Genomic DNA, 19,915 nt, shown 5'->3' with positions numbered 1-19,915 from the left:
TAACTGTCCGGAAACTAAAGTTCTTTTTTCCCGAGCCTGACCGCCTCCATGGTCTTCGCCACTTCTTCCGGCGCCCCATCCAGCAGATAATTTTTTTCACCATTCTTTCTGTCCAGATATTCGCTGCGCACTTCCTGCTCCGCATTCCGTATCTCATCCAGAAGGCCTGCCGCTGACATGCGCACCGCTCCTGCCCCCAGGATAATCACCTGTTCCAGGGCATCAGAGGTTGCTACGGTCACCTGATACCTGCGTCCTATCTCATGGACTGTTTTCTCAATGTACTGGTCGGCCGTCTCTGCCTCCTTCGTATAGACCACATAAATGTTATGGTATTTCATCACCTCGCCCTGTCCGCCGGACACCTTGTAAGCATCAAAAACCAGGATCAGCGTACAGGGCCGGTATCCCTGATAATTAGAGAGGATATCCATCAGCCGGTCTCTTGCTGAATCTATGTTCACCTCCGCCAGAAGCTTCAATTCCTCCCAGGCAAAAATAATATTATAACCATCCACCAGCAGATATTCCTTCTCCGGCTTTTTCCCCGCCGCAGACGTCCGGACTCTTCCATCCATTCCGCTCCCGCCGGATGTGCCGGCACGTTTTCCGGCTCCCGGCCGTTTCCATCCAGGTTTTTTCTCATCTTCCTTCCCTGACGTTCTGAAGGTTCGCTCAAATATTTCCTGAAGTTCCTTTTCCTGGGCAGCAAACCGGTGATTATCTTCTTTCCAGGAGGACTTTCCCGCCTTCCGGACTCCTGTACCGCCTGCAGCATCTCCGCCCTGCTCTTCCTCAGGCACAGGTTTCTCAGCCTCCGCCTCCCAACCGCTGTCTATATGCATGTGTTCCCGCACCTGGTTCCACGGCACCACAACCCCTGCCCCATGGGAACAGAACACAGAGCCTGACGGCTGATCCAGATCCTGGTCCGGACGGTACTGCCGTTGCTCAATCACCTCTTCCGGATTGTGGCAGGGCTCGTAGCCTTTCAGGCTGCAGAACATTCTTCCCTGGCCTCTCGTATACGCGGTGACCTCTTCCTGGTAGTTGCCCAGAGACGCCGCCGGAACGCTGCCTTTTACCAGAGCCCTGGTCCCGTCCGATTCCGGAGGCTCCGTAGTTCCTCCCATACGCTGCAGATCCGAAAGTGCCCTGCCCAGATTTTCCGCCGGCAGTTCCAGTCGTAATTCATACACAGGCTCCAGCAGGACATTTTCTGCCATCATCAGCCCCTGGCGCACGGCCCGGTAAGTTGCCTGCCGGAAATCTCCGCCCTCTGTGTGCTTCTGGTGCGCCCGTCCGGTCAGAAGTGTAATCTTCATATCCGTAATCTCCGAACCCGTCAGCACGCCTCTGTGATGCCGTTCCTCCAGATGGGTCAGGACCAGCCGCTGCCAGTTCTTATCCAGCACATCTTCTCTGCAGCTGCTGTCAAACTGCAGGCCGCTTCCAGGCTCTCCCGGCTCCAGCAGAAGATGCACCTCCGCATAATGGCGCAGAGGCTCAAAATGCCCGACCCCTTCCACCGGTTTTCTGATCGTCTCCTTGTATACGATGGTTCCCTCTCCAAAACCGACGGAAATCCCATATCGTTCCTTCATCAGCTGTTTCAGGATATCCATCTGCACCTGTCCCATAACCTGGACAAAGATTTCCCCCGTCTTCTCTTCACAGGACACATGCAGCATTGGCTCTTCTTCCTCTAAAAGCCTCAGGTTTTTCAGCGCGCTGTTCTGGTCGGCATCCTCCGGCAGAATCAGACGGTAAGTCAGCACCGGCTCCAGCAGCTCCTGCTCTCCGTTCGTCTCGGCGCCCAGCCCCTCCCCGACCCTGGTATGTGATAGGCCCGTGACCGCACAGACCATTCCCGCCTCCGCACTCTGCACCAGACGAAAACCAGACCCGGAATAGACGCGGAGCTGGTCTGCCTTTTCCTCCCATGTCTCCTCTCCGTCACGTCCTGATAATAGAGCCTTGACTTTCAGGCTCCCGCCGGTGATCTTCATCCAGGTCAGGCGGTTTCCCTGTCCGTCTCTGGATATCTTAAACACCCGGGCGCCAAATTCTCCGGGACAGGGCAGGCACTGCATATATTCCCGCAGACCGTCCAGGAACTGATCCACGCCCTGCATTTTCAGCGCTGATCCGAAATAACAGGGAAATACTTTCCGTTCCCGGATCAGCTTCCGGATATCCGAAGCCCTTACGGGCTCGCCGTCCAGATATCTCTCCAACAGCCCCTCTTCGCACACTGCCAGGTCTTCCTGCTGCTGCTCCCCTCTCAGGTCTGCCCCAAAATCCATACACCGCCCGTCCAGCTCCTGCCGAAGCTGCTGCAGTACCGCTTCCCGGTCCGTACCAGGCTGATCCATTTTATTGATGAACAGAAAAACAGGAATCCCATATCGCTTTAACAGCTTCCACAGGATCCGCACCTGACCCTGTACACCGTCAGCGGCGCTGATAACCAGCACCGCATAATCCAGCACCTGAAGCGTCCGCTCCATCTCCGGTGAAAAATCCACATGGCCAGGCGTGTCCAGCAGGGTGATCCCACAATCGCCCAGGGAGAATTCGGCCTGTTTAGAAAAAATCGTGATCCCCCGGGCTTTTTCCAACTCATATGTATCCAGAAAGGCGTCCTGATGGTCCACCCTGCCCATTTTCCGGATGCTGCCGGTCAGATATAGCAGCCCTTCCGACAATGTTGTTTTCCCTGCGTCCACGTGGGCCAGGATGCCTATCACGAGATGCCTGTTTTCCATGAAAATTCCTCCTTTATTCTCTGGCAATTATTGTACCAGAAAAACAGCAAACTTACAAACCCCCAACTTCCGGCCGTTTACCTTTAGTCGCCCACTCCGAAATCTGTATTTTCATAGAGCACCTCTATGGAAGGGTCCTCTCTCAGCCATGCATACTCCCTAACAAACCATTTCACCAGCTCCGGATCCTGCCTGATTTTTGTAGTGTTATTGGTAAATACGCTGACCGTCCCCAGTCGAAAATGCTTTTTCACCATACGAATATCATAGTCTATCATTTCTTTGGTCTGCCCTTTGATTCCCACCATGATACACGGCGAATCAAAATAGCGCGCCACCTCCTCCGGCCGTTTAAAACCGGCATGTTTATTCAGGACCCTTTCCCGGAATTCATGATTGAAGGTCTCAACCCCAATCTTATAAGTGACCGGAATTCCCATATACGCCCGCATTTCTTCCAGCCTTTTCCGATAGAGCCAGTGGCTTTCAAAAAATAATCGGCGGATCCCCCTCTCTCTGGCGATCCGGCGGATTTCCTCTCTGGTACCTTCCGGCAGCTCAAAGCAGCTGCCGGAATTAATCACCTCCAGCACTCCTTTCTCTCCTGTCACTCTGGACAGTATTCTGGAATTCAGGGCCAGCATTTCATCCTCATCCCGGGAATTGTCATCTGTATAATCACAGAAAGCACATTTCCCCCAGATACAGGGAAATCCCTTTAATAAGACAATTTCCCGGGGATTTTTTTCTCTGATTACATTATAGCGTTCCATGAACATCCCCTCCTCTCAGCATCCTCTTCATCTGCACCGTCAGGCAGGACATCAGCGCCATCACGAGGCCGCAGGAAATCAGCCGGTCCGCATAATCTGTCAGGATCTGCACGGCAAACGCACTGGCCATCAAGCTGAAGCCTAAATGGCGGAACAACTGGACCAGCAGGGATGAACCGGAAGAAGTCACTCCGCCAAACAGAAACGCGGAGATCGAAGCGCTGACAGCCGTGCCCGGCACGGTCAGTACTGCAGTCCCCAGCACCATCTTAAACCCTCTGAAAAATGATTTTCTGAACAGTACCCCTGCCATGAGACCCGTAATTGCCCCCACAGGCATAAAATACAGAGCATAGACATCCGAGGTAAATCCACAGAGAAGCGCGCTCCCCAGCCCGGCGGCCCCTCCGTACAGGGGCCCCAGCAGTCCGCCCGCCAAAATTGTCCCGACGCTGTCCAGATAAACAGGCAGCTTCAGCCACAGAGCGATCGTCCCTCCGATCATATTCAACGCGATACACAGTGCAGTCACCGAAAGCTTTAAAACCTTTGTACGTCTCATCAGAATCCTCCCTGTTCCACCAGGATCTGCCGAAGCGTCCTGTTGATCTCCGCTTCTGTCCCGCCGCAGAGTCTGCTGAGGAACATTGTCATAAATCCCAGGCTGTCCACTTCGGTCAATACCCGGCTGTTAGGCTCCCTGTGCCAGAAATCCATGCCGTCCACCACCGACTGTCCGGCTGAGATCCCCTGTGTCTCTATCTCTGTATAGGCTTCAAAGCTCCTGCAAAGCTCCGGATTTATAAAATAAGCGACTGCCAGGGGATCGTTAATCACACACCCTATGACACGCTCATATTTCCAGTGAAAGTCAAAGTAAAACCGTGTCAGCTTCTCCACAAAATGGCCCATATCAGGATTCAGTATTTTCATGTATTCCAGTACATTGGGCGTCAGAACGATTTTCCGGGTCACATCCAGCCCTACCATATGGACCGCCGCTCCCAGGTTCCGGTATACATATTCCGCAGCCTCCGGATCGCACCAGTAATTGTATTCAGCCACCGGAGAACAGTTTCCATGGCTTTTATAGCTTCCTCCCATCGAGATCAGCGTATCCAGACGCCGAAACGCCTCTCTGTCCTTCTTCAGCGCCAGGGCCACATTCGTCATCGGACCAATGGCCAGAACAGACACCCGTTCTTCCATCCTCAGGGATTCCAGGATAAAATCCACCGCTCCAGGACGCGCTTCCGCCTCCGTCACATCCTCTATCCACGATTCTCCCATACCATCCGCCCCATGTGTATCCTGAGCGCTCACGTATTCCCTCGCCAGAGGCTTCTCCGCTCCCTGATAAACCGGAATATCCAGGCGCCCCATCCGCCTGAGCACCTTCAGGGCATTCGCCGCTCCCAGCTCCGCCGGCACATTCCCGCATACCGTTGTGATGCCCAGCACCCGCAGCTCAGGCGAAGCCAGCGCCAACATCAGCGCCAGACTGTCATCAATCCCCGGATCGCAGTCTATAATCACATTTCTTCTCTCCATCTCTGAATTCTCCTTCCTGTCATCCTGATGACCCTGGCCCTTTCATGCAGAAAAGCTATCCCTGCGCAGTCCAATTAACACTAAAAAAACCGCATCCTCTTTGCTAAGGACACGGCAAACAGCGCCTGTCAGGCGCACTACTCCACTGCATTTCCTTAGTTTTTTATACTGGGAAGTTTTCGAACCAGTCCAGGACAAGCCTGATTTATCAATGCAGCAAAAGTATAGCAGAGACGACTATATTTTGCAACCTTCTTTTCAACAATAAATAGAAGATGTAACCAAGAGAAAACATCAGCATACCGATGACACTTTCGGGAAACCTGGGTAAAGCGTTTTAGATCACCAGAAAGGCTGGGGAAGGCGGGGCGGAACAGGAGCCGCGCCTCCCGCCAGCCTTTCGTCCGGGTATCCCCCCCTCACCGACCATTTGGAAGCATAACCATTAACTTCTGTCAGCTCTCTTTTGGTGGTTGCAAACGTTCGTAACTTTAACTATACTAGAGGGAAGAATACTAATAAGAACGAGGATTTTATCATGTACGAAAATTTGTATGCTCCTATCCCCGATGTGGATGCTTACCTTGACAGGCTGCAGCTGGGTTCTTCTGTCAGGACTGACTTGGACTTTCTGGATTCGCTTGTTTACTTTCACCAGTGCAGTATCCCTTTCGAGAATCTGGACTCCTATGTTTTCCATCTTCCCGTCTCCCTGGAAATACAAGATATTTTCAAAAAAATCATCATAAACAGGAGAGGCGGCTACTGTTTTGAGCTTAACGCTCTGTTCAACCAGCTGCTGCGGGATCTGGGCTTCCACGCCTATGCCTGCATGTGCAGGATCATAGAAGAAGGCTACGTCGTTCCTCTGGTTTCACACCGGGCGGTGCTGGTGGAGCTGGGGCAGAAGCTGTATTTCTGCGATGTGGGGTTTGGCGGTCCCACTCCTCCCGGAGCGGTTCCGGTTGAGGACGGAGCCTCCCGTTCTTTCGGTAGGGAAACTTATTTCATCGACCGGACAGACAGCTACTGGTGGACTTTGAGCCGCACCAGATCATCCGGCGCTCATGAAAAAATCATGCAGTTTTACACCATGCCCCAGGAGAATGTAGATTATCTGGCTCTGAATGAATTTTATTCCAACAGTCCGGAATCTGATTTCACTCAGATGCTCTACCTGAACATTCGCACTCCCTCCGGCTGCAACAGCATTGTAGGAGATGTGTTCACCAGAATCAGCGACGGACATGCCGCCCAGAGAAACATACAGTCTGAAGATGATTTTTATCAGATTTTAAAAGACGATTTCAAGCTCCCTATTTCCCTCTGACTGAGGTTAAAGCGGCGGCATAAGAGTAATTCTCAGGCTCTCAGGATATAGGCGGAGTACTCCCGGTCGTAATGATATCCCAGTTTCTCCGCCAGGGCTGCCGAACTGCGGTTATGAGCATCCCAGCAGGGATAGATATTTTTCTCCAGACATTCCAGGATTAGTTTGGCAGAACAAGCATAGGCAAGACCCTGTCTCCGGTATTTTCTTTTCGTATCCACTTCTACCTCTATACCATCCTGGAAAGTCGCATAGGAGGAAGCTCCGGCAGCCAGCTCTCTGCCAGCCATCACTGCTACTCCTGTTCCCAGGCGGCTATAGCTCTCATAATCCGGATATTGAGAAACCAGATCCCTGCTCCATTCCTCCCGCTGGCACAGGGAATAGATTTCTTTATCGATTATTTGAAGGGTAAATCCTTCCGGCAGGCTGGCTGCAGCATTTCTGAGCTTCTCCAGGTCGAACACATCCGGTTCTTTCTTAATCGCATGCCTGGTAATCTGCTCTGCCCCGTTTCCACATACCTCCTCTATCAGGCGTCCCCACCCCTCATTCTGCGGCACAGCTATGAGAAACTTCTGCCCCCATTTCCTGTATATATCTTCTACCAGTTCCCTGTCCGGCTCTCCGGCCAGAAAACAGAAATCCCCAAGATGAGCGGCGGCAGACTCCGGATTTTCTCCTTCCTCCACACAGATCTCTCCCATAATTCCCTGCAGGCAGGACCAGATTATGCCCTCCTGCCAGCCTTCAAAAAGGATTGCTGCCTCTTTCAATCCGGATTTATTCTCTACTTTATTCATCGCTTTCCTCTCTATCTGCCCCTTCGGGCGGCTTTCGTACCAGTGAATTTTCAGAATGTCTTGCTGTTCAAAGCCAGTTATATAATTAAAATCTGCAGACCGGACATTGGCCGCCGGCACGCGCATGCTCCTTATTATAATTCGGCCCCCCTTAAAAAGCAATCCTTAACGCTGACACTAAACGGAATCCATATTGTAAATTTTCTAATTCTTATTTATAATAGAATCACCATTGATTTAACAGGCTCTAAGGAGATTTTTACTAATGTACGAACGACTGTATCACTCAATCCCCGATGTTCCCGCCTATCTGGAACGGCTTCAGGTTCCCGCCCCGGTGAAATTGGATAAAAGCTATCTGGACACCCTCATTTATGCGCATCAGTGCAGGATTCCTTTTGAAAATTTGGATGTCTGCGCGTATCACCGACCTATTTCCCTGGGTATCCCTGATATCTTTGACAAGGTAATAGTGAGCAGGCGTGGCGGCTACTGTTTTGAGCTCAACGCCCTTTTCACGCAGCTCTTAAAAGATCTGGGTTATCATGCGACCGCCTGTATGTGCCGAATCCTGAGAAACAAGGCCTTCACGCCGCCTATACTTCACCGGGGAATTATCGTCGAATCTGAAGGGCGGCAGTATTTCTGCGACGTAGGCTACGGCGGTCCGGCCGCGCCCGGAAGTGTTCTCATTGAGGATCACGCCACCACCTGCTTCGGCTCCGGACAATATCACGTATCGAGAACAGACGATTACTGGTGGACGCTCAGCCGTACAACATCTTCAGGACTGCTGGAACTTGTGATGCAGTTCTACACGATGCCCCAGGAAAATGTCGATTTTGTTGCGATGAATGATTATTGCTCCCAGAACCCCAATTCAATATTTACCCAAAAATTATTCCTCAATGTGCGGACCGGGGATGGGGCAGCACACATATTGGGAACAGTTTTTACGCTGGAAAAGGGAGCTGATACCCTGACCCGGAACATCACAGACTGCAGCGAATTTCTGGATATCGCCCATACATACTTTGATCTGCACTGCCTGGACGGCTTTAACCTGCCGCCAGAGGACGCAAGGGTACGTTAATCTGTTAAGCCCTTCATATACAGAAGCTGGCCGAATGAAATGCCGGCATATGGAGACAAAACCTTCTCCTTACGCCGGCATTTTCCTGTAGCTTTGTTATTTAACACATGGCTGCCCCATCCACCGAGATGACTGCTCCAGTCACGTAACTGGCCAGCTCACTTGCCAAAAACAGGACTGTATTTGCCACCTCTTCAGGCTCTCCTACTCTTCCATATGGGATTGTCGCCGCAAGGCGCTGTACCATATCCTCCGGCAGCGCCGCCACCATATCAGTCCGGGTCACTCCCGGAGCCACCGCATTCACCCGGATCTGATCCCGTCCCAGTTCTCTGGCCAGTGATTTTGTCAACCCGTTTACCGCATATTTGGACGCCGGATAACCGCAGCCTGCAGGCTGTCCATAGAGACTTACCATGGAACTGATATTGATCATAGAACCTCCGCCCTGCCCTTTCATAATCGGTGCCACGGCCTTTGAACAGTTAAAAACCCCATTAACATTCAAATCCATTATTTTTTTAAACGCCTCGGGATCGTATTCATAGATAGATTCCCTCGCTGAAATACCGGCGTTGTTAACCAGAATATCAATGCGCCCGTACTGATTCTTGACCTGACCCATTGCTTTTTCGACGGATGAATAGTCCGTCAGATCCGGAGCAAGGCCGGTGACTGTCCAGTCCGGATGTTCTTCCTTCAGTTCGGAAAGTGCCTGATCCACAGTTTCCTGCCTGGAACCAAACAGAACAACCTTTGCGCCGTTCTTCAAAAATGTTTCTACGACCGCACGGCCGATTCCTCTTGTACCTCCTGTTACCACCGCAGTCTTATCCTGCAGCATACCCATTACATTCATAAACTCTGTCCTTCTTTCTTCTGTTTGTAGGATTTCATATTTCCGAATCATCTATGATTCTACTCTATACCCGGTCATTATATCATACCCGGAAGACCTCCCGCAATACATCCCAAGGCAAATAAAGAGAAAAGCCACGATGTTGTCCTCACCGGCAGATTCCCCATTTACTAAAATCCGATTGCTTATGAGAACACGCAATGATATAATTTATTATTATACAATGAAAGGAGGCCTCGAAATGGATTTCACATATGAGCCAAACAGAATTTCACTGATCAGTGACAATAACAATCTTCTTGCAGAAGTAACATTCCCTGATGTGGACGAAAATATTGTAAATATCAATCACACCTATGTAGATGATTCTCTCAGAGGACAGGGCATTGCCGGCAGGCTCATGGAGGCCGCTGCCGGTCTGCTGCAGAAGCAGAATAAAAAAGTAGTTTTAACGTGCCCCTATGCGATCCAATGGTTCAGCAGGCATCATGAATACAGCGATCTGGTAAAATAGCATCGTTCTCCGGACCATTGCTTTTTCAGGCATTTTGGACTATAATTAGAACAATCCGCCAGTTCCGGAAGGAGTGCGGTTCCGCCCGTATCGGAGGTGTCCGGTCTCACACTGAAAGATCCCGAGAACACGCTCCGGCTGGAGGATATTTATTGTACAATTCCATTTCCAGGCACTTCCATGTCTCCCCCAGGCAACGATATATTTCTGCATTTTTTGTTTCAGCCTGTATAGATCCGCAGGCCCGGCAGCAATTCTTTGCCGCCTCGTTATTTTCAAATATTCCCAACGATACTTTTCTGACGCGCAGGAATTCAAAGGCGTACCCGACAGCCATAGAAAACATCTCTCTGCCATATCCCTTTCCTCTCAAACGGTCATCTATGATAATAAACCCCAGCCTGACCATTTCCCGGCTGCTGTCAGTACAGCGCATCGTCAGGTGTCCGATAATCACTGAAACATCAAAGGCTGTCATTCCCCATATATCTTCATTGTCTTTATCTCTGTCGTAATATGTATTCAAATCCTCCGGCGTGACCGGATATTTTTCCAGCCGGCCCGCACACCATTGCCGGAAAGGATATTCTCCTCTGACAGAAATCAGCCTTACCGTAACTAAATCTGTACCTGTATCAAGTTACCGGGGTGTATTCTGTGATGTGCTCTGGAGTATGATTAATAGGAAAATGTTAATAAAAACCCGCCTGATTTTTAATTAATTTATATTAGACTATAGATGAACACAATCATTCATAAGAAAGGAGTCCCCATGATTAGACTGCTTTTTACAATTTTACTTCTGCCGCTTCTGCTGATCTTTTTCCTATTTAGAGCAATCTTCAAGCTCCTGGGCGGTTTCTTGAAGCTGATCGGAGCGGTTGCACTGTTCCACTGGATCTTCAAGAAATAAACCTTAAACAAACTGCTCCGGAACATGCTTTTACCTGGCTGTTATTTCAGATTGTCATACTGCTTTATCGCCTATCATATAGTATTAATATTATAACATGACCAGGTGGAACAATATGAACAAAATTCTGGATGAAAATTATTATGATCTCATCATCAACAATAGATTTTTACCAGATACAAACAATGCTGCAATTACAGAATTAAACGAAAAACACAGCATTTTCCATGTAAATGTCCAGAATCAGACCCTTTGTGATCTCGGCACACACCCCTATTACAGTTTTCCTACCCTGTACACACTGTCATCGGAGCCGTCTCTGGGCAGTTCAAATATCTCCCCGGTACAGAATAATCCGCAGCTGGCATACTTCGGGCTGGGTGTAATCATTGGAATCGTTGATACCGGAATTGATTATTCACATCCTGCCTTCCGCTTTCCTGACGGCACTTCCCGCATTATCAGCATTTGGGATCAGACAATTCAGGACGGAAGTCCTCCCGGCGGTTTTACCTTCGGTACTGAATATACTCAGGAAAAACTAAATCTGGCGCTGGGCTCAGGTGATCCATATTCTATTGTCCCCAGCACTGATACCAACGGACATGGCACGGGAATCGCAAGTATCGCCGCCGGAAGCGCCGACATAAAGCATTCTTTTTCAGGAGTTGTACCAGAAGCCCAGCTCGCAGTCGTTAAGCTAAAAGAGGCTAAACAGAACCTGAAAACGATCTTCTGTATTCCGGACAGCGCTCTCTGCTATCAGGAAACGGATCTCATTCTGGGTATCCGCTATCTGACCAGCCTTGCTGATAGATTTGGCCGCCCCCTCGTCATCTGTATCGCGCTCAGCTCCAGTCTGTCCGGACATGAATCGCTGGGCGCGACCAGCAGCTATATTAATTCCCTGTGCCAGCTGCCGCAAATTAACATATCAGTCGCCGCCGGCAATGAAGGTAATAACCACAGGCACCACTATAGCATGAAAACGGAGATGCCTTTCAGTGACGAATTTGAATTGAGAATTTCCGGTGCAGACCCGTTTTTTTCTTTAGAAATATGGCCCGACCTGCAGGCACGCCTGGCTCTTGAGATCACAGCGCCCAACGGAGAAACTTCCCCGATCATTTATCCCTCATTTGGCATGTGCCTTCCGCACCGTTTTATTCTTAATCCTACAGTTGCATGGATCAACAACATACTTCTGGAACAGGAGAACGGAACACAGCTGATCTTAATCCGTTTCACTGATGCCGTTGAGGGACTTTGGCGTATCAGAGTCCTGAATATCGATACTAACCCATTTTCTTATCATTCCTGGCTGCCAAACGGCAGCCTGATTTCCAACGGTACTTTTTTTCTGGAATCTTCTCCGGATACTACGATCACCGCGCCCGGCAACGCTGATTATGCCCTGACGGCCAGCGCTTATAATCATACAAATGGAAGTATCTTGATCAGCTCCAGCCGGGGCTACACGCGGTTCGGACATGTGAAACCCACAGTCGCCGTACCCGGCTACAAACTCCCCTGCGCTGATCTGCACAGCTCCTACGCGTCCCTGACCGGAACCGGAGCAGCAGCCGCCCACGCGGCCGGAGCAGTTGCCATTGTCTTTGAATGGGCCGTCACCCGCGGAAATTATACGTTGATTACCGGAAACGATGTCAACACGCTGATTATGCGGGGAGCCTCACGAACCAGCGGAGAGCTGTATCCCAATCCTGTCTGGGGATATGGAAAGCTGGATTTGTACAATCTGTTTCAATTGCTTACATTTGTCTGAAAAGTACTGCGATCCAAAATCCCCGATATCATTTAGCTTATCATTTAATGAATAATCTTCTTGCATATTCGATGTAATTCAGGTATAATATATATGTGTTTATTTTAAAATATGTTTGGATTAAAAAGCTTTTGAGTTACTGTTTTATTGGTATTCATTGGTCAAAAAGGGGAACCAGGCCTATAGGGTCTGCTTCCCTTTTTTGGTGCTGGATCAGCGGCCATGTATTTTGTGCCCGGAGGGCCTTTTTCCGCACGGTGCCCCCGAAGATCCGTCGTACTCTTCATACAAAGACTGCACCGGTCCTTTATGACCGGCGCAGTTGTTAAATTACTTCTGTACTCTTCTTTATATTTAGAATTTTCCTGCTTTAGCGCTCTCCTCAACAGCTACTGCCACAGCCACGGTCATGCCGACCATCGGATTGTTGCCTGCGCCGATCAGTCCCATCATCTCTACATGGGCCGGAACGGAGGATGAGCCTGCGAACTGGGCGTCGCTGTGCATACGTCCCATGGTATCTGTCATGCCATAGGAAGCCGGGCCTGCCGCCATATTGTCCGGGTGCAGGGTACGGCCGGTGCCGCCGCCGGATGCAACAGAGAAATATTTTTTTCCTGCCTGAATCCTCTCTTTTTTATAGGTTCCTGCCACCGGATGCTGAAAACGGGTCGGGTTGGTGGAATTGCCAGTGATGGATACATCCACATTTTCCTTCCACATGATGGCTACGCCTTCCTGCACGTCATTGGCTCCGTAGCAGTTAACCTTCGCACGGGGGCTGGATGCATCCTTGGAATAGCACTTGCGGTATACTTCCTTCAGTTCTCCGGTGTAATAATCATAATCCGTCTCCACATATGTAAATCCGTTGATACGGGAAATGATCTGCGCGGCGTCCTTGCCCAGACCGTTCAGGATCACGCGGAGCGGCTTCTGGCGTACCTTGTTCGCCTTCTCAGCAATGCCGATGGCGCCTTCTGCCGCGGCAAATGACTCATGTCCGGCCAGGAATGCGAAGCACTCTGTATCCTCTTCCAGAAGCATCTTGCCCAGGTTGCCGTGTCCCAGACCCACCTTACGCTGGTCTGCCACTGATCCGGGGATGCAGAAGGCCTGCAGTCCCTCACCGATTGCGGCGGCGGCTTCAGAAGCTTTCCTGCAGCCTTTCTTAATCGCAATGGCAGCTCCAACCGTGTATGCCCATTTTGCGTTTTCAAAACAGATCGGCTGGATTTTCTCTACCATTGAGTATACGTCCAGGCCTGCGGCCTTGGTCACTTCTGCTGCGCCTTCGATAGAGTCGATTCCGTACTCAGCGAGCTTTGCCAGAACCTGTTTTTCTCTTCTTTCGTATGATTCAAATAAAGCCATCTTTTTCGTCCTCCTCTATTACTCTTTTCTCGGGTCAATGATTTTAGCAGCGTCAGCAACACGTCCATACTGTCCCTGTGCCTTCTCAAACGCGGTGTTCGCGTCATCTCCGCCTTTGATGAAGTCCATCATCTTACCAAAGTTCACAAATTTATAGCCGATGATCTCATCTTCTTCATCCAGAGCTACTCCGGTCACATAACCGTCGGTCATCTCCAGATAACGAGGTCCTTTTTTCAGTGTTCCGTACATGGTACCCACCTGAGAACGGAGGCCCTTTCCAAGGTCTTCCAGACCTGCTCCTACCGGCAGCCCTTCCTCAGAGAACGCGCTCTGAGAACGTCCGTAAACGATCTGAAGAAACAGCTCTCTCATGGCAGTATTGATCGCATCGCATACCAGGTCGGTGTTCAGCGCTTCCATGACAGTCAGTCCCGGAAGAATCTCGGAAGCCATCGCTGCGGAATGAGTCATTCCAGAGCATCCGATGGTCTCAACCAGAGCTTCCTGGATGATTCCGTCTTTAACATTTAAGGTCAGTTTACAGGTACCCTGCTGGGGAGCGCACCAGCCGATGCCGTGTGTCAGACCGGAAATATCTTTAACTTCTTTTGCCTTAACCCATTTCGCCTGTTCCGGAATTGGAGCTGCACCATGATGTACGCCCTGATGTACCGGACACATCATCTCTACCTCTTTTGAATAAATCATTGTTTAACTCCTTTCAAATTGAACTTGTACTCTTTGCTATTTTCTCATAAACTTTCTGTTTCGTAAAGTGTTTTTTCGACGATTTCACCGGCATTTTTGAAGATGTGATTGGGCGCAATGACTCCGCGGACGCTGGAAAGCGGATAGATATTCGTATGGGGGCCGATCACGCTGCCAGGATTCAGAACGCTGCCGCAGCCCACCTCCACATAGTCGCCCAGCATGGCTCCGAACTTTTTCAGGCCGGTGGGAAGCTCTTCGCCCTGTCCTTTCACGATTACAAGCCTCTTGTCGGATTTCACGTTGGAAGTGATAGACCCAGCGCCCATGTGAGCTCTATAACCCAGGATGGAATCCCCCACGTAATTATAATGGGGCACCTGTACTTTATTAAACAGGATGACATTTTTCAGCTCTGTAGAATTGCCCACGACTGCTCCTTCACCGACAATGGCATTCCCTCTGATAAACGCACTCTGGCGGATCTCCGCTCCTTTCCCGATGATACAGGGGCCGGTGATTGAGGCTGTGGGAGCAATTTTCGCATCCCGTGCGATCCAGATCTGTCCCTCCGGATGATCGTATTCCTCAGACGGAAGTGACGCCCCCAGCTTCAGAATAAACTCTTTAATCAGCGGCAAAAGCTCCCAGGGATATGTCTTGCCCTCGAAAAGCTCACGTGCAATGGTCTCCTTCAAATCGTACAGTTCTCCTATGGTCACATATTTCATGTTGTCTCCTTTCTGTGCAGTCCCTCCCTGCAGTGATATCTGATCATTTACGGCTTCTCTTTCTTTTTCCCGCTCTTATAGTATACGGCGGCCGCATCAAAACAGCCTTTCAGCGCCGTCTGGTTCTTCAGCTGCCTGACATTCAGCGTATGACGGGAAACAAAATGCTCCAGCTTGCCCATATATTCTTTCGGGGTGATGCTGCCTTCCGCCACGTATGTCAACCCCTTTTCCCAGCTGGCCGTCAGCTCCGGGTTCAGCAGCGGACGGATGGAGGCATATACCACGTCATAGACCATCTCACCCATCTGGGTCGGTGTGATCACCTGAGTCTTATTGTTCAGCGACAGGTATTTGATGTGGCAGAGCTTTTTCAATATTTCAGCACGGGTGGCTGATGTGCCGATCCCGCTCCCCTTGATCTGTGAGCGCAGCTCCTCATCCTCTATGAGCTGCCCTGCGTTTTCCATGGCCAGGATCATAGAACCGGAAGTATACCGTTTGGGAGGCGAAGTCTCCCCCTCCTTGATCTCATAGCCTTCCACAGCCAGCACGCTGCCCTTTTTCAGCCGGGACAGGGCAGCAAGGAATTCCTGATCACAGGAAACCTCTTCTTCTCTCCCTGAGGTATCTTCCTTTTTTTTCGCCGTGGGATTTCCCGCCACCTTGAGATAGCCTTCCTCCGACAAGACACGGAAGCTGGAAAAAAAGCGCTCTGCCCCCATTCTGGTGACCAGGCTGATCTTCTGATAGATTGCGGGGGGATAGAAGATGCTCAAAAACCTTCTCACGACCGCATCATATACCTTTCCGGATAGCTCCGACATCCTCGCCAGTCCGGATATCCCCTGTCCGGTAGGGATGATCGCGTAGTGGTCCGTAATCTGCTTATCGTTGGTGTACCGGCTCTTCCCGATCCCCTGATAACTGCCCTTCTCCAGCACCTCTCCGGCAAATGCCGCCGCAGGAGAGTACTGCCGCAGGCCGCTTATGTTCTTGCGGATTTCCTTTGCCACTGCCGAAGACAGCACACGGGCATCTGTCCTGGGATAAGTTACCAGCTTCTTCTCATAAAGCTCCTGAACGATGGAAAGCGTCTGGTCGGGGCTGATCTTAAACATCCGGGAACAGTCGTTCTGAAGCTCGGCCAGGTTATAGAGCAGCGGCGGGTTTTTCGTCTCTTTCTTCTTCTCCAGCTTTTCCACCACCGATTCCTGGGATTCTGTCTGGGCAAGCTTCTGAACCAGTGCTTCCGCGTTCTTTTTCTCTTTAAATCCGTTCTCCTTGTACAAAAGCGGTGACTGATAATAGGCGCTGCCTTCCACCGCCCTCCATTCCCCGTCGAATTTATGTTCCTGGAATTGCTGATGAGCCAGCACCCGGTAGAAAGGTGTTTTCACAAAATTCCGTATCTCCCGTTCCCGCCTGACCACCATGCCAAGGACACAGGTCATCACCCGCCCCACTGAGATTGCCTGATACTTCCCTCCCAGATAATTGGTAACAGAATAGCTGTATTTCAGGGAGAGCGCCCGGGAAAAATTGATCCCCATCAGATAATCCTCTTTGGCCCGGAGATAGGCAGAATCCGCCAGATGGTCATATTCTCCCAGATCCTTCGCCTCTCTTATCCCCCTGAGGATCTCCTCTTCCGTCTGCGAATCGATCCAGACCCTTTTCTGGGCTTTGCCCTTCACGCCGGCCATCATCGCCACCAGACGGTAAATATATTCTCCCTCGCGCCCGGAGTCCGTGCAGACATAGATTGTCCCCACATCCTCCCGGTGCAGAAGCCCTCTCACTATATCATATTGCTTTTTTACAGAGGGAATCACTTCGTATTTAAAAGTTTCCGGCAAAAAAGGAAGCGTCTCGAACGCCCATTTTTTAAATTTTTCATCGTATTTTTCCGGATAGCTCATGGTTACCAGATGGCCCACGCACCAGGTGACGACAGATTTTTCCGATTCCAGATAGCCGTCATGGCGGGCCATCTGTTCCTTCAGCGCCTTTGCGAACTCCTGGGCGACGCTGGGCTTCTCCGCTATGTATAAAGATTTTGGCATAGATTCACTCATTTCTGTCTCTGATATTTCTGTCTCTCACTTGTGAAATTCATTCACTAACGCTTATTATATCCCATCAGGCGGCGACTTTCAATTAAAATTGGCCGCGCGTCCGCCATGCTTTAACCATTCCAATCCATTGCTTCCTGAGGCATTGCCGCTTTATAACAGCCAAGCTTATGAAAATTGTACCACTCCGTAATTTTATCCTCAGGCGCAGCCTCTAAGGCCAGCAAGACCTCTCTGGCAAATTCTAAGGCAGCCGTGCCGTTTGCCGTAATAATATTTTTATCACAGACAGCCTGCTGTTTCAAGTATTGTCCTTCCCCTGTATAGGCTTCACCTGCCCATTGCCGCAGGTCTTTCAGGTCATTACTCGTATGCTTCCCATGATTTAACGCGCCTATTGTTCCCAGAAACGCAGAAGCGCCGCCATACGGTATCATTCCTGGCGTACTCTCTGAAGCCACATTTCTTTAGAACTTTCTGTGAAGAAATACCGTCGGCCCCATTCCATATTCTTTTATCGGAAAAACCGCAAAAAATGAATGCCTGCCCGGTGATAAGCACGGAACAGACATCCATTTCTTTCTTGGAGTTATCGCTATGTACTTACTTGTCTGCGCTCATTTTCCTCAGCGGCAAAGCCAGCAACAACGCGCCGCCGACTATATTGCCCAGGGTTACAATCAGCATAGAAAACATAATTGCAGAAATGGATACTCCCGGTACCACAAATCCTGCCACGGTGAAAATCGCCATGTTCGCTACCACATGCTCGAACCCGGAGATCACAAAGCCTGATATACAGATAACGATCATCAGGAATTTCGCGGCTTCTTCCTTACATTTGGTTCCGCAGGCTACTGCCAGACAAACGAAGAAATTACAGAGCACCGCCCGGAAAAACATCTCGCCCGGTGCAATTCCCAGCTTGCCGTCAATAAAACCGGCAAAATAATCCTGCGTGCCTGAAGCCCCGGCCAGCACCCAGATCCCGGAAAACAGGAAACATCCGACAAAATTGCCGATGTAACTGACTACCCAGACCTTAACGACTTCACTCCACTTCACCGCTTTATCATAAGCCCCAAAAGCCATGATAAAATTATTGCCGGTGAAAAGCTCACTTCCGATAAACACGATCAGAAGAACCGCAATGGAGAAGCCCAGCGCTCCCAGGAATTTCCCCCAGGCCACCATGCCGTCCTGTTTAAACAGGTTCCCAACAACGTTACAGTAAATCATTGCAACTGCGATAAAAAATCCTGCCATAACCGACCGGATAAAATATTTACCCGGATGTTCTTTTAACAGTTTGGACTTCGCAATTGCGGCGTTTGAAAATTTCTGCACATCATCAAATGGCATAACATTTCCCCCTTTACTACTCTACTCTATATAGTGTTTTCCGCTCACTACCTTTTAATAATAGCACAGGGTTGTTAAAAATTCAACAATTTTCCGGGAAGGTTCTGTCTCTTCATGGCCGGATGTTTATTTTGCCTCTATATACTTCTTCGCAACGAGCGTCTCCGCGCAGAGAACTGCTCCTCCTGCCGCCCCTCTCACTGTATTATGGGACAGGCCGATGAACTTCCAGTCATAGATGGAGTCTTCACGAAGACGCCCTACAGAAATTCCCATTCCGTTCTCATAATTCACATCCATCTGTACCTGAGGACGGTTATCCTCTTCCATGTACTGAATGAACTGCTTCGGTGCGCTTGGAAGCTCCAGTTCCTGGGGCAGGCCCCTGAAGCTTACCATCTTCTCAATCAACTGCTCTTTCGTGGGATTCTTCCTGAATTTCACGAACACGGCTGCCGTATGGCCGTTCAAAACAGGGACACGGATGCACTGGCAGGTGATCTTTGGCTCCTCTGCCTTCACGATCACTCCGTCTCTGATCTCTCCCCAGAGGCGTAACGGCTCCTGTTCGCTCTTCTCTTCCTCGCCGCCGATATAGGGAATGATGTTCTCCACCATCTCCGGCCAGTCCTTAAAAGTCTTTCCCGCTCCGGATATGGCCTGATAGGTCGTCGCCACCACCTCGTAAGGCTCAAATTCCTTCCAGGCGGTCAGCACCGGCGCATAGCTCTGAATGGAGCAGTTCGGCTTGACGGCGATAAATCCTCTGCTGGTTCCCAGACGCTTTTTCTGATACTGAATCACGTCGAAATGCTCCGGATTGATCTCCGGAACTACCATCGGTACGTCCGGTGTCCATCTGTGAGCGCTGTTGTTGGAAACGACCGGAGTCTCCGTCTTCGCATATTCTTCCTCAATCTGGCGGATCTCCTGTTTGGACATATCTACTGCTGAGAAAACGAAATCAACAGTAGAAGCTACCTTCTCCACTTCATTCACATTCATGACAACCAGCTTCTTCACGCCGTCCGGCATGGGAGTGTCCATTTTCCAGCGGCCTCCCACTGCTTCTTCATATGTCTTACCCGCGCTCCTGGGGCTGGCAGCGACTGTCACTACCTGAAACCAGGGATGATTCTCCAACAGAGAAATAAATCTCTGGCCCACCATTCCTGTGGCGCCTAAAATTCCAACTCTCAGCTTTTTTTCCATTTTTTTCTCCTCATTTCGGGAAAATAATTCCCTTTTTTATTCTGTGTATTTCTACGGCGC

19 protein-coding genes and 1 riboswitch are annotated in these 19,915 nt (G+C 50.2%); of the genes, 5 read left to right on the top strand and 14 right to left on the bottom strand.

Going from position 1 to position 19,915, the window contains the following annotated elements:
* Nucleotides 1–14 precede the first annotated feature (14 nt).
* From H9Q79_RS02630 to H9Q79_RS02615, 4 genes are all read right to left on the bottom strand, one after another.
* Entirely contained in the window at nucleotides 15–2,768 is a 2,754-nt protein-coding gene (locus tag H9Q79_RS02630; protein ID WP_118642254.1) for a translation factor GTPase family protein, read from the bottom strand.
* An 83-nt stretch (nucleotides 2,769–2,851) separates the two neighbouring features.
* Nucleotides 2,852–3,541, bottom strand: a complete 690-nt coding sequence (locus tag H9Q79_RS02625; protein ID WP_118642256.1) for a radical SAM protein — start codon at nucleotides 3,539–3,541, stop codon at nucleotides 2,852–2,854.
* A complete protein-coding gene (locus H9Q79_RS02620; RefSeq protein ID WP_118642258.1) occupies nucleotides 3,528–4,103 on the bottom strand; it encodes an ECF transporter S component in 576 nt (191 codons plus the stop codon). The genes H9Q79_RS02625 and H9Q79_RS02620 overlap by 14 nt, the downstream gene beginning before the upstream one ends.
* Nucleotides 4,103–5,092, bottom strand: coding sequence for a nucleoside hydrolase (locus H9Q79_RS02615; RefSeq protein ID WP_118642260.1), 990 nt, complete (start codon nucleotides 5,090–5,092; stop codon nucleotides 4,103–4,105). The genes H9Q79_RS02620 and H9Q79_RS02615 overlap by 1 nt, the downstream gene beginning before the upstream one ends.
* A gap of 149 nt (nucleotides 5,093–5,241) precedes the next feature.
* Nucleotides 5,242–5,286: riboswitch (PreQ1 riboswitch) on the bottom strand.
* Between the two features lie 344 nt (nucleotides 5,287–5,630).
* On the opposite strand from H9Q79_RS02615, the gene H9Q79_RS02610 reads away from it, so the two are divergent.
* A complete protein-coding gene (locus H9Q79_RS02610) occupies nucleotides 5,631–6,422 on the top strand; it encodes an arylamine N-acetyltransferase family protein (protein ID WP_249329136.1) in 792 nt (263 codons plus the stop codon).
* A 32-nt stretch (nucleotides 6,423–6,454) separates the two neighbouring features.
* On the opposite strand, the gene H9Q79_RS02605 is transcribed toward H9Q79_RS02610, so the two are convergent.
* The gene (locus H9Q79_RS02605) at nucleotides 6,455–7,225 is read right to left on the bottom strand and encodes a GNAT family N-acetyltransferase (RefSeq protein WP_118642508.1); all 771 of its coding nucleotides are present in this window, start codon (nucleotides 7,223–7,225) and stop codon (nucleotides 6,455–6,457) included.
* Nucleotides 7,226–7,490: 265 nt separating this feature from the next.
* Between H9Q79_RS02605 and H9Q79_RS02600 the strand changes: the two genes are divergently transcribed.
* A complete protein-coding gene (locus tag H9Q79_RS02600; RefSeq protein ID WP_118642266.1) occupies nucleotides 7,491–8,318 on the top strand; it encodes an arylamine N-acetyltransferase family protein in 828 nt (275 codons plus the stop codon).
* 100 nt (nucleotides 8,319–8,418) lie between these two features.
* On the opposite strand, the gene H9Q79_RS02595 is transcribed toward H9Q79_RS02600, so the two are convergent.
* Nucleotides 8,419–9,162 (bottom strand): SDR family NAD(P)-dependent oxidoreductase, encoded by a 744-nt coding sequence (locus H9Q79_RS02595; RefSeq protein ID WP_118642510.1) that lies wholly within the window; start codon nucleotides 9,160–9,162, stop codon nucleotides 8,419–8,421.
* Nucleotides 9,163–9,418: 256 nt separating this feature from the next.
* Here H9Q79_RS02595 and H9Q79_RS02590 point away from each other — a divergent pair, with 256 nt between their 5' ends.
* Nucleotides 9,419–9,691, top strand: a complete 273-nt coding sequence (locus H9Q79_RS02590) for a GNAT family N-acetyltransferase (RefSeq protein WP_118642268.1) — start codon at nucleotides 9,419–9,421, stop codon at nucleotides 9,689–9,691.
* A 106-nt stretch (nucleotides 9,692–9,797) separates the two neighbouring features.
* On the opposite strand, the gene H9Q79_RS02585 is transcribed toward H9Q79_RS02590, so the two are convergent.
* The gene (locus tag H9Q79_RS02585) at nucleotides 9,798–10,247 is read right to left on the bottom strand and encodes a GNAT family N-acetyltransferase (protein WP_330596985.1); all 450 of its coding nucleotides are present in this window, start codon (nucleotides 10,245–10,247) and stop codon (nucleotides 9,798–9,800) included.
* A gap of 216 nt (nucleotides 10,248–10,463) precedes the next feature.
* Between H9Q79_RS02585 and H9Q79_RS02580 the strand changes: the two genes are divergently transcribed.
* Both H9Q79_RS02580 and H9Q79_RS02575 read left to right on the top strand, forming a co-directional pair.
* Nucleotides 10,464–10,604, top strand: a complete 141-nt coding sequence (locus tag H9Q79_RS02580) for a hypothetical protein (RefSeq protein WP_249329133.1) — start codon at nucleotides 10,464–10,466, stop codon at nucleotides 10,602–10,604.
* A 115-nt stretch (nucleotides 10,605–10,719) separates the two neighbouring features.
* On the top strand, nucleotides 10,720–12,390 hold the full coding sequence (locus tag H9Q79_RS02575) for a S8 family peptidase (RefSeq protein WP_118642272.1): 1,671 nt from the start codon (nucleotides 10,720–10,722) through the stop codon (nucleotides 12,388–12,390).
* Nucleotides 12,391–12,744: 354 nt separating this feature from the next.
* Here the strand turns inward: H9Q79_RS02575 and H9Q79_RS02570 are convergent, their stop codons facing one another.
* The 7 genes from H9Q79_RS02570 to asd form a co-directional block, all read right to left on the bottom strand.
* Entirely contained in the window at nucleotides 12,745–13,764 is a 1,020-nt protein-coding gene (locus tag H9Q79_RS02570) for a GGGtGRT protein (protein ID WP_249329132.1), read from the bottom strand.
* Nucleotides 13,765–13,782: 18 nt separating this feature from the next.
* Complete coding sequence (locus H9Q79_RS02565) at nucleotides 13,783–14,475, bottom strand: iron-sulfur cluster assembly scaffold protein (protein ID WP_118642274.1); 693 nt, start codon at nucleotides 14,473–14,475, stop codon at nucleotides 13,783–13,785.
* 44 nt (nucleotides 14,476–14,519) lie between these two features.
* Nucleotides 14,520–15,206, bottom strand: coding sequence for an acyltransferase (locus tag H9Q79_RS02560; protein WP_118642276.1), 687 nt, complete (start codon nucleotides 15,204–15,206; stop codon nucleotides 14,520–14,522).
* Nucleotides 15,207–15,253: 47 nt separating this feature from the next.
* Nucleotides 15,254–17,272, bottom strand: a complete 2,019-nt coding sequence (locus tag H9Q79_RS02555) for a DNA topoisomerase (protein ID WP_249329131.1) — start codon at nucleotides 17,270–17,272, stop codon at nucleotides 15,254–15,256.
* A 122-nt stretch (nucleotides 17,273–17,394) separates the two neighbouring features.
* Nucleotides 17,395–17,718, bottom strand: a complete 324-nt coding sequence (locus tag H9Q79_RS02550; RefSeq protein WP_330596899.1) for a type 1 glutamine amidotransferase family protein — start codon at nucleotides 17,716–17,718, stop codon at nucleotides 17,395–17,397.
* A gap of 166 nt (nucleotides 17,719–17,884) precedes the next feature.
* Nucleotides 17,885–18,643, bottom strand: coding sequence for a formate/nitrite transporter family protein (locus tag H9Q79_RS02545; protein ID WP_249329130.1), 759 nt, complete (start codon nucleotides 18,641–18,643; stop codon nucleotides 17,885–17,887).
* 126 nt (nucleotides 18,644–18,769) lie between these two features.
* Complete coding sequence (gene asd / locus H9Q79_RS02540; RefSeq protein WP_118642278.1) at nucleotides 18,770–19,855, bottom strand: aspartate-semialdehyde dehydrogenase; 1,086 nt, start codon at nucleotides 19,853–19,855, stop codon at nucleotides 18,770–18,772.
* Nucleotides 19,856–19,915 lie beyond the last annotated feature (60 nt).

Origin of the sequence: Wansuia hejianensis (genome assembly GCF_014337215.1) — a bacterium.
GTDB classification, from domain to species: domain Bacteria; phylum Bacillota; class Clostridia; order Lachnospirales; family Lachnospiraceae; genus Scatomonas; species Scatomonas hejianensis.
Note: the sequence above shows the minus strand (reverse complement) of the source record. Positions and strands in the feature narration are given on the sequence as shown.

Bases quoted from the DNA above. Each gene is read 5' to 3' on its own strand.
- H9Q79_RS02575 (WP_118642272.1), top strand. From the start codon at position 10,720: ATGAACAAAATTCTGGATGAAAATTATTATGATCTCATCATCAACAAT.
- H9Q79_RS02565 (WP_118642274.1), bottom strand. From the start codon at position 14,475: ATGATTTATTCAAAAGAGGTAGAGATGATGTGTCCGGTACATCAGGGC.
- H9Q79_RS02610 (WP_249329136.1), top strand. From the start codon at position 5,631: ATGTACGAAAATTTGTATGCTCCTATCCCCGATGTGGATGCTTACCTT.
- H9Q79_RS02620 (WP_118642258.1), bottom strand. From the start codon at position 4,103: ATGAGACGTACAAAGGTTTTAAAGCTTTCGGTGACTGCACTGTGTATC.
- H9Q79_RS02595 (WP_118642510.1), bottom strand. From the start codon at position 9,162: ATGCTGCAGGATAAGACTGCGGTGGTAACAGGAGGTACAAGAGGAATC.
- H9Q79_RS02570 (WP_249329132.1), bottom strand. From the start codon at position 13,764: ATGGCTTTATTTGAATCATACGAAAGAAGAGAAAAACAGGTTCTGGCA.
- H9Q79_RS02580 (WP_249329133.1), top strand. From the start codon at position 10,464: ATGATTAGACTGCTTTTTACAATTTTACTTCTGCCGCTTCTGCTGATC.
- asd (WP_118642278.1), bottom strand. From the start codon at position 19,855: ATGGAAAAAAAGCTGAGAGTTGGAATTTTAGGCGCCACAGGAATGGTG.
- H9Q79_RS02605 (WP_118642508.1), bottom strand. From the start codon at position 7,225: ATGAATAAAGTAGAGAATAAATCCGGATTGAAAGAGGCAGCAATCCTT.
- H9Q79_RS02555 (WP_249329131.1), bottom strand. From the start codon at position 17,272: ATGCCAAAATCTTTATACATAGCGGAGAAGCCCAGCGTCGCCCAGGAG.
- H9Q79_RS02625 (WP_118642256.1), bottom strand. From the start codon at position 3,541: ATGGAACGCTATAATGTAATCAGAGAAAAAAATCCCCGGGAAATTGTC.
- H9Q79_RS02630 (WP_118642254.1), bottom strand. From the start codon at position 2,768: ATGGAAAACAGGCATCTCGTGATAGGCATCCTGGCCCACGTGGACGCA.
- H9Q79_RS02550 (WP_330596899.1), bottom strand. From the start codon at position 17,718: ATGATACCGTATGGCGGCGCTTCTGCGTTTCTGGGAACAATAGGCGCG.
- H9Q79_RS02590 (WP_118642268.1), top strand. From the start codon at position 9,419: ATGGATTTCACATATGAGCCAAACAGAATTTCACTGATCAGTGACAAT.
- H9Q79_RS02600 (WP_118642266.1), top strand. From the start codon at position 7,491: ATGTACGAACGACTGTATCACTCAATCCCCGATGTTCCCGCCTATCTG.
- H9Q79_RS02545 (WP_249329130.1), bottom strand. From the start codon at position 18,643: ATGCCATTTGATGATGTGCAGAAATTTTCAAACGCCGCAATTGCGAAG.
- H9Q79_RS02615 (WP_118642260.1), bottom strand. From the start codon at position 5,092: ATGGAGAGAAGAAATGTGATTATAGACTGCGATCCGGGGATTGATGAC.
- H9Q79_RS02560 (WP_118642276.1), bottom strand. From the start codon at position 15,206: ATGAAATATGTGACCATAGGAGAACTGTACGATTTGAAGGAGACCATT.